The organism is Micromonospora sp. NBS 11-29 (genome assembly GCF_002140155.1).
GTDB lineage: Bacteria > Actinomycetota > Actinomycetes > Mycobacteriales > Micromonosporaceae > Micromonospora.
In genome coordinates this window covers 59,017-68,429 of record NZ_NAPR01000022.1, presented here as the reverse complement: position 1 = coordinate 68,429, position 9,413 = coordinate 59,017, and the positions used below count along the sequence as shown (strand labels likewise).

At 76.7% G+C, this 9,413-nt stretch carries 2 protein-coding genes and 1 pseudogene; all 3 read right to left on the bottom strand.

All coding sequences use genetic code 11. The features are described from left to right. Window positions 1-3,175 (bottom strand): type I polyketide synthase (locus B1205_RS33570; RefSeq protein WP_441338550.1); only part of this gene is annotated, 3,175 nt, incomplete at its 3' end. 162 nt (window positions 3,176-3,337) lie between these two features. Further along, window positions 3,338-7,135, bottom strand: a pseudogene (locus B1205_RS33565) (type I polyketide synthase); the annotation flags it as partial. Between the two features lie 245 nt (window positions 7,136-7,380). Then, window positions 7,381-9,405, bottom strand: coding sequence for an AMP-binding protein (locus B1205_RS24070; RefSeq protein ID WP_441338549.1), 2,025 nt, complete (start codon window positions 9,403-9,405; stop codon window positions 7,381-7,383). Window positions 9,406-9,413 lie beyond the last annotated feature (8 nt).

Sequence of the window (9,413 nt, the reverse complement as noted above, 5' to 3'; positions counted from 1 at the left end):
CGGCGAAGACCGGGAACCGCTCGGCGAGGTCCCGGCCCATGCCGGGCCACTGGCTGCCCTGCCCGGTGAACAGGACCGCCAGCCTGCCGTCGGCCGGGCTTCCGCCGATGGCCGGGGCGGCACCGCCGGCCAGGGCCCGCAGACCGTCGGCCAGCCGCTCCCGGTCGCGTACCACCAGGACGGCCCGGTGGTCGAGCTGCGCCCGGCCGGTGGCCAGCGCGAGGGTGAGGTCGGCGGGCCGCAGGTCCGGCCGCGCCGCGACGAAGTCCGCCAGCCGGCCGGCCTGGGCCCGCAGGGCGGCCGGGCTGCGACCGGAGATCGGCACCGGCAGGTACGGGCCGTCGACCGGCCCGGTGACCTCCCGGTCAGCTTCCTGGCCGGGTTCGTGGTCGAACTCCTCCAGGATGACGTGCGCGTTGGTGCCGCCGATGCCGAACGAGGAGACGCCGGCCCGGCGCGGTCGTCCGTCCCGGTGCCAGTCGCGGCGTTCGGTGAGCAGCCGGACGGCACCCGCCGACCAGTCCACATGGGTCGACGGTCGGTCGACGTGCAGCGTCCTGGGCAGGACGCCGTGCCGCATCGCCAGCACCATCTTGATCACACCCGCGACCCCGGCCGCGGCCTGGGTGTGGCCGATGTTCGACTTCACCGACCCGAGCCACAGCGGCCGGTCGGCCGGCCGGTCCCGGCCGTACGTCTCGATCAGCGCCTGCGCCTCGATGGGGTCGCCCAGCGTGGTCCCGGTGCCGTGCCCCTCGACGGAGTCCACCTCGTCGCCGCGCAGGCCGGCCGCGGCGAGCGCCCGGCGGATCACGCGTTGTTGCGCCGGGCCGTTGGGCGCGGTGAGGCCGTTGGAGGCGCCGTCGGAGTTCACCGCCGTCCCGCGGACCAGCGCCAGCACCCGATGGCCCCGCGCCCGCGCCTGGGCCAGCGGCTCGACCAGCAGCAGCCCGACCCCCTCCGACCAGCCGGTGCCGTCGGCCGCGTCGGCGAAGGCCTTGCAGCGGCCGTCGGGGGCGAGGCCCCGCTGCCGGGAGAACTCGACGAAGGTCTCCACCGAGCCCATCACCATCACGCCGCCCGCCAGCGCCATCGAGCACTCGCCGTTGCGGATCGCCTGCACGGCCAGGTGCAGGGTCACCAGCGAGGACGAACAGGCGGTGTCGACCGTGATGGCCGGACCTTCCAGGCCCAGGTGGTAGGCCACCCGCCCGGAGACGACGCTGCCCGAGCCGCCGGTCAGCCGGAAGCCCTCCACGGCGGGCGCGTGATGCGTGCGTACGGTCCAGTCGTGGCTGTTGACCCCGACGAACACGCCGACGTCCTGGCCGGCGAGGCCGTGCGGATCGATGCCGGCTCGTTCGAGCAGTTCCCACGAGGTCTCCATGACCAGCCGCTGCTGCGGGTCCATCGCCAGCGCCTCCTGCGGCGAGATGCCGAAGAAGGCGGCGTCGAACGCGCCGGGCTCGTCGAGGAAGGCCCCGTGCCGGACGTACGTCGTGCCGGGGTGGTCGGGGTCGGGGTCGAACAGCCGGTCGGCGTCCCAGCCACGGTCGGTGGGGAACCCGGTGACCGCGTCGGTCTCGTCGGCCACGAGCCGCCACAGGTCCTCGGGGCTGCGGACGCCGCCGGGAAACCGGCAGGCCATCGCGACGATGGCGATCGGCTCGCCGNGGCCGGCGAGCCGGTCGCGCAGGTGGGCCGCGAGCGACCGGGGCCGCGGATGGTCGAAGATCATCGCGGGGGACAGGGTCAGCCCGGTCGCCGCGGCCAGCCGGTTGCGCAGTTCGAGGGCGGTGAGCGAGTCGAAGCCGGCGTCCTTGAACGTCCGGTCGAGCCGGATGGCGTCGCTGTCCGGGTGCCCGAGGACCAGCGCGGACTGCCGGCGGATCAGGTCGACCAGGGCGTCGAGCTGCTCGGCCTCGGGCAGCTCGCCGAGCCCGCGGGACCGGGCGGCCGGCGCCCCGGCGGCGGCCCGCACCGTCGCGCCGGCCGGTGCCGCGGTCGCGCCGGCCCGGTCGACCGCGAACAGGTCGCGCAGCACCGGCGACAACCTCGGGTCGCCGGCCGCCGGCAGCGTGGCCGGGTCCAGCGCGGCCGCGACGACGGTGGCGTCGCCGACGCCCAGGGACCGGTCGAGCAACGCCATCCCGTCCGGGTCGGACAGGCCGGTCATGCCGCCGTCCCGGTTCCGGCGGTGGTCGGCCCGGCCGAGGTGGCGGGTCAGGCCGCTGGCCCGGTCCCAGTAGCCCCAGGCGATCGAGACCGCCGCCCGCCCGGCCCGGCGCCGGTGCCGTGCCACGGCGTCCATGGCCGCGTTCGCGGCGGCGTAGTTGCCCTGGCCCGGGTTGCCGAGCACACCGGCCGCCGAGGAGTAGAGGACGAAGGCGGCGAGGTCGAGGTCCCGGGTGAGGGCGTCCAGGTGGCGGGCCGCGTCGACCTTCGCGCCGAACACGGCGTCGACGCGGCCGGGGTCGAGCCGGGTGATCACGGCGTCGTCGAGGACCCCGGCGGTGTGCACGACCGCGGTCAGCGGCTGCTCCTCGGGCACGGCGGCCAGCAGGGCGGCCACCTGGTCGCGGTCGGACACGTCGGCGGCCACCAGCCGGACGGTGGCGCCGAGCCCGGTCAGCTCGTCGCGCAACGCCGTGGCGCCGTCGGCCGCCGGGCCGCGCCGGCCGGCCAGGACCAGGTGGCGGACGCCGTGCGCGGTGACGAGGTGCCGTGCGGTCACCGCGGCCAGCGTTCCGGTGCCGCCGGTGATCAGCACGGTGCCGGCGGGGTCGAGCGGCCGGGACGGGGGTGTGTCCGCGACCAGCCGCCTCAGCCGGGGCGCCTGCCAGCGACCGTCGCGTAGCCGAAGCTGCGGCTCGTCGCCGTACGCGGCGGCGGCGTCCGAGGCGGTCGCCCGGTCGGCCCGGTCCGCCGCCAGCAGCACCAGCCGACCCGGATGTTCCGCCTGGGCGGAGCGGACCAGCCCCCAGACGGCGCTGGTGGCGACGTCGTCGTCGTCCGGCGTGACGATCACCAGCCGGGTGTCGTCCTCGGCCGGCCGGGCGAGGAACGCCTGGATCGCTCCGAGCACCTCGACGACCGCCGTACGCGGGTCGCCGGCCGCGACGTCCGCCTCGTGGACCAGCGGCGTCGCCGGTGCGTCGGCGACGGGACCGGGCATCGCCACGTCGACCCAGTCCAGGCGGAACAGGGCCGCGGTGAAGGCGCGCTCCCCGGCGATCAGCTCGGCCACCGCCAGCACCGGTTGCCCGGCCCGGTCCGCCAGATCGACGCGGAGGGCCGGTCCGTCCCCGGCCGGGGTGGACCGGACCTCGACGGTGCCGGCCCCGGCGGCCAGCAGCCGTACGCCCCGCCAGGTCCTCGCCCGCCGGCCGGGGGGCAGGACGCTCCGGACCGCCGCGTCGAGCAGCGCCGGATGGATGCCGTAGCGGTCGGCGTCCGGCCGCCCGGCGTCGAGGGTGACCTCGGCCGAGGCGTTGCCGGCGGCTGCGGGTACGGCTCCGGCCGCCGGCGCCAGGGTGCCGGTGGCGTGCGGCGTCCACTGCCCGGAGGTGCCCGAGTGGACCGTCAGCGACCGCCGGTGGCCGGCGTCCGGCGGCCCGACGACGATCCGGACGTCGAGACCGCCGTGGCCGGGCAACACCACCGGTCGGTCGACGGTCAGCTCCTCGACGACCGGCGCGCCGGCCAGGTCACCGACCCGCAGCGCCAGCTCGACGAGGGCCGCGTCCGGCACGTCGTCCCCGGCCGCCCAGGGCAGCGTCGCCGCGGTCCACCGCCCGGTCGCGACCAGGCCACCGGGGTCCGGCAGCCGCACCAGGGCGCCCAGCAGCGGGTGCCCGGCGTCCTCCAGGCCCAGGCCGGACGCGTCGGCGGGCGCCGCCGGGCGTCGCCAGAACCGCTGCCGCTCGAACGGGTAGGTCGGAAGGTCCACCCAGGCCGTCCGGTCGCCCGCCGGGAGCAGGCCGCGCCAGTGCACCGCGACGCCGGCGACGAAGACCTCGGCCATCGACCGCGCGAGGCGGTCGATCCCGCCGTCGTCGCGTCGCAGGGAACCGGCGACGACCGCCGGCCGGTTCGCCTCGTGTGCGGCCTCGGCGATCGGCTGGGCGAGCACGGGATGCGAGCTGACCTCGATGAACGCCCCGAAGCCCTGCTCCATCAGGCGGTCGACCGTGGGGCCGAACCGGACCGGCTGCCGCAGGTTGCGGTACCAGTAGTCGCCGTCCAGGGCGTCCTCGACCCGGTCGGCGGTCACGGTCGAGTGGAAGGACACCGTCGGCCCGGCCGGCGACAGGCCGTCCAGCGCCGCCGGCAGCCGCTCCCGGAGGGCCTCGACGTGGACGCTGTGCGACGCGTAGTCGACGGCCACCCGTCGTACGTCGACGCCGGACGCGGTCAGTTCGCGCAACGCCTCGGTCAGCGCCTCCGCGTCGCCGGAGACGACCACCGAGGACGGCCCGTTCACTGCGGCGACCTGGATCCGGCCGTGCCATCTCGCCAGCCGCGTCGCCGCCTCGGCGGCCCCGAGGCGTACCGACGCCATGCCGCCCCGGCCGGCCAGGGTCTCGGCGATCATCCGGCTGCGGACCACGACGACCCGCATCGCGTCGTGCAGGGAGAGCGCCCCGGCGACGTACGCCGCCGCGATCTCGCCCTGGGAGTGGCCCACCACCGCGTCCGGCCGGACGCCCGCCGCCGCCCAGACCGCGGCCAGCCCGGCCATCGTCGCGAAGCTCGCCACCTGGATGACGTCGACGCGGTCCAGCAGCTCCGGGTCGGCTTCGCCGCGCAGCACGTCGATCAGCGACCAGTCCGCCCACTCGGTCAGCAGCCGGGCGCACTCCCGCGCGACGGCGGCGAACTCGGGGGAGGCGGCGAGCAGGTCACGCCCCATCCCGGTCCACTGCGCGCCCTGCCCGGGGAACACCAGCACGACGCCGGACGACGCGTCGGACGTGGCGGTGCCGCGCAGCACGAACGGACTCGCCTCGCCGGCGGCCAGGGTGCGCAGGCCGGCCAGCGCCTGGTCCCGCGAGCCGGCCAGCACCACCGCGCGTTCGTCCATCACCGTACGCCGGGCGGCCAGCGCCACGGCGACGTCGACCCACGACGACTCGTCGGCGGCCTCGATGAGGCAGACCAGCCGGTCCGCCAGCCGGGTGAGCGCACCCGCACCGCGGGCGGACAGGACCAGCGGCACGACCGGGGGCGGGGCCGCCGCCGGCGCGACGGGTGCCGGCCGGGGTGCCTCCTCCAGGATCACGTGGGCGTTCGTACCGCTCAGGCCGAAGCTGGAGACTCCCGCGCGACGCGGTCGCCCCCGGTCCGGCCACGGCCTGCTCCCGGTCAGCAGGGCGACCGCGCCGGCCGACCAGTCGACCCGCGTGCTCGGCTCGTCCACGTGCAGCGTCGCGGGCAGCACCCCGTACCGCAGGGCCTGGACCATCTTGATCACCCCGGCGACGCCGGCCGCCGCCTGGGTGTGGCCGATGTTCGACTTGAGCGAGCCCAGCCAGAGTGGCTGGTCGGCGTCGCGGTTCCGCCCGTAGGCGGCCAGCAACGCCTCGGCCTCGATCGGGTCGCCGAGGACGGTCCCGGTCCCGTGTCCCTCCACCGCGTCGACCGCGTCCGGTTCCAGCCCGGCGGCCCGCAGCGCCTGCCGGATGACGCGCTGCTGCGCCTCACCGCTCGGCGCGGTGAGGCCGTTGGAGGCCCCGTCGGAGTTCACCGCCGAGCCGCGCAGCACGGCGAGGATCCGGCGTCCGTTGCGGCGGGCGTCGCTCAGGCGTTCCAGGACCAGCATCCCGGCGCCCTCCGCCCACGCGGTGCCGTCGGCGGCCGAGGCGTAGGACTTGCACTGGCCGTCGGGGGCCAGCGCACGCTGGCGGGAGAACTCGACGAACGACTGCGGGGTGGCCATCACCGTGACGCCGCCGGCCAACGCCAGCGAGCACTCGTCGCGGCGCAGCGCGTGCGCGGCCAGGTGCAGGGCGACCAGCGAGGACGAGCACGCCGTGTCGACGGTCATCGACGGCCCGCGCAGACCGAGCAGGTAGGAGACCCGCCCCGACGCGACGCTGCCCGCGGTGCCGGTGGTCTGGAACGCCTCCAACTCCTCGGGCACCGGACCGCCGGCGCCGTAGCCCTGCTCCATCAGGCCGGCGAAGACCCCCGCGTCGGTGCCCCGCAACGAGGACACGTCGATGCCCGCGTGCTCCAGCGCCTCCCACGCGGTCTCCAGCAGCACGCGCTGCTGCGGGTCCATGGCGGTCGCCTCGCGCGGGGAGATGCCGAAGAAGCCGGCGTCGAACTCCGCCGCGTCGTCGAGGAAACCGCCGCGGTCGACGTACGAGGTGCCGGCGCGGCCCGGGTCGGCGTCGAACAGCCGCGCCAGGTCCCAGCCACGGTCGTCCGGGAACGGCCCGGACGCCTCCCGGCCCTCGCTGACCAGCCGCCACAGGTCCGCCGGCCCGGCGATCCCGCCCGGCAGCCGGCAGGCCATCCCGATGACGGCGATCGGCTCGTCGCTCGCCGACGGCACCCGCCCGGTCACGTCGGTGGCGGTGTCACCGACCAGTTCGGCGTGCAGGTACGCGGCCAGCGCGCGTGGCGTCGGATGGTCGAACGCCGCCCCGGTCGGCACCGCCAGGCCGGTCCGGGCCGTCAGCCTGGCCCGTAGTTCGACGATCGTGGCCGAGGAGCACCCGAGATCCCGGAACGCCCGGTCGGCCGGGACGTCCGCGGCGCCGGACCGGCCGAGCGCCGCCGCGGTCTGCTCCCGGACCAGGGACTGGAGCAGCGCGTGGCGCGCGTGCCCGTCCAGGCGGGCCAGCTCGGCCCGGAACTCGGACGCCGTGCCGTCGGGGTCGTCCGCGACGAGCCGCGCCGGGAAGAGGCCCCGCAGCGGCGCGGGCACCGCGGCCCCCGCCGCCGGCCGGGACGGACGCAGGGCGAGCACCTGCGCCGGGGCCGGGATCGCGAGGAGCGTGTCGATCGCGGACAGTCCGTCGCGCAACCAGGACGGGTCGGCCGTCTCGCACCAGGCCAGCGACGCGCCGCGAAGACCCCGTCGGCGGCGGTCGTGGACCACCGCCTCCCGCTCCGCCGCGGCGACCGCCGGGCCGGGAGCCGTCGTCCCGGCCATCTCGTGCGAGTCGGTGATCACGATGAACGGGGACCGGTCGGAGTCGACGACGGCGCTGAGCCGGCGGGCCAGCTCCGGGTCACCGTCGGCCAGGATCACCGCGTCGACGACGCCGGCCGGTCCCTCCTGCGCGCTGGTGACCGGCAGGAGTCGCACGTCCGGGCGGACGGCCGCCAGATGGTGTGCCACGGCGGCGCCCCGTACGGTGTCCGCGCCGGTCAGCACCACCACGCCGNCCGCGCGACCAGGAGCCGGCCGTCGCGCAGCGCCCAGCGCGGCTCGTCGCGCAGGTTCCCGTACGGCACGGCGTCGACCGGTGCCTGCTCGTCGAGGTCGACCAGGATCGCCCGGGCCCCCAGCACCCGGGCCGTGGCGGCCGCCAGCATGGCCTGGGCGGGATCGGCCGGCTCCCGGTCGGCCGACGTCGCCGTCGCGCGACGGGTCACCACGACCAGCCGCCCCGACCCGGTCCGCTCGGCCCACGCCGCCACGTCGTCGACCAGCCGTCGAACCTCCCCGGGGCTCGGCGTGCCGGGCGCGACCAGCACCGTCATGTCGGCGACGTCGGCCGTGCCCAGATCGGCGTGGTGGGTGCAGGGAACCCCGGACGCGGCGAGGCCGGCCGCCGCCGGCCCGACGAACGCGCAGGACGCCGGCCGGGGGCCGGCGGTGTCACCGGACGGCGCGGGCGTCCACTCCAGGCGCAGGACGCCGTCGTGCCGTCCGGTCGCGGTGTGGCGCAGCACGGCCGGCCGGTCGGCCAGCAGGCGGCGCTGGATCTTGCCCGACGCGGTCCGCGGGACGCGGGTCACCTCGTACACCTCGTCGGGCACCTTGAACGGGGACAGCTCCCGGCGGCACCGCTCGATCACGGCGCGCACCTCGGCGCCGGGCCGGTCGAGGACGACGTAGGCCACCGGCACCTCACCCAGCACGTCGTGCGGCCGACCGGCCACCGCGGCGTCGGTGACTCCTCCGGCGGCGCGCAGGACCGCCTCGATCTCCTCCGGGTGGACGTTCTCCCCGCCCCGGATGATCAGGTCGCTGATCCGGCCGCGGATGGTGACGTAGCCGGCGGCGTCCCGGCGGGCGAGGTCGCCGGTGCGGTACCAGCCGTCCCGGAACGCCGCCGCGGTCGCGTCCGGCCGGTCGTGGTAGCCGGACGTCACGTTCGGCCCGCGTACCCACACCTCGCCCTCGACGTCGACCGGCACCTCCCGGCCGGTCTCCGGGTCGGTGATGCGGACGTCCACCCCGGGCACCGGGAGCCCGCAGGAACCGTCGACGCGGTCGCCGTCCGGCGGGTTCATGGTGATCGCCCCGCACGTCTCGGTGCTGCCGTACGCGTCGACCAGCGGGACCCCGAACTCCTCCCGGAACGACCGGCACAGCGCGGCGTCGGCCACGGCGCCGCCGACCAACCCGATCCGCAGGCTGGGCAGCGTGATCGGGCGCTGCCGGCGGGCCTCGAGCAGGTGGTGGTACGTGGTCGGGACGCCGGCGACGAAGGTGGCCGCGCTCTCCCGGGCGGCCGCCAGGAACTCGTCACCGGACGGCGCGTCCATGAGCCGGGCGGTCGCGCCGACCACGGTCACCGACAGCAGGCACGCGATGTGGGAGAGGCTGTGGAACAGGGGGAGCGGCCAGAGCACGCGGTCGTCCGCCGTCAGCCCCGGGATCGGCACGTAGCTGGCCGCGACCGAGTACAGGCAGTTGCGCTGGGTGGACAGCACGCCCTTCGGCTGCCCGGTGGTCCCCGAGGTGTAGAAGATCCAGGCCATTTCGTCCAGGCCGAGGTCGTCGCGTGCCGGTTCCGCCGGTTCGGTCCGGGCCAGTTCCGCGAAGGCGTGGACCGCCGGATGCCCGGGTGCGTCGCCGGTCACCAGCAGGTGTACGCCGGCGGCCGGGGACGGCGAGCGCAGGAACCCGGCCGCGTGCGCCGGGTCGGTGACCACGAACGCCGCCCCGCTGTCGGAGCGGAGCCAGTCCAGTTCGGACTCCGACGACGTCGGGTTCACCGGAACGCCGACCGCGCCCGCACGAAGGACGGCGAGGTAGCTCTCGATCATCTCGACGCCGTTGCGCAGGCAGATCATGACGCGGTCGCCACGCCGCACCCCGAGGGCCGCCAGGTGGCCGGCGAGCCGCCGCGTGCGGGCCTCCAACTCGCCGTACGTGACGCTCCGCCGGTCGTCCTGGAAGGCGACCTTCCGGCCGAAGCTGTCCCGGTGCTCCCGCAACACGGACGGGA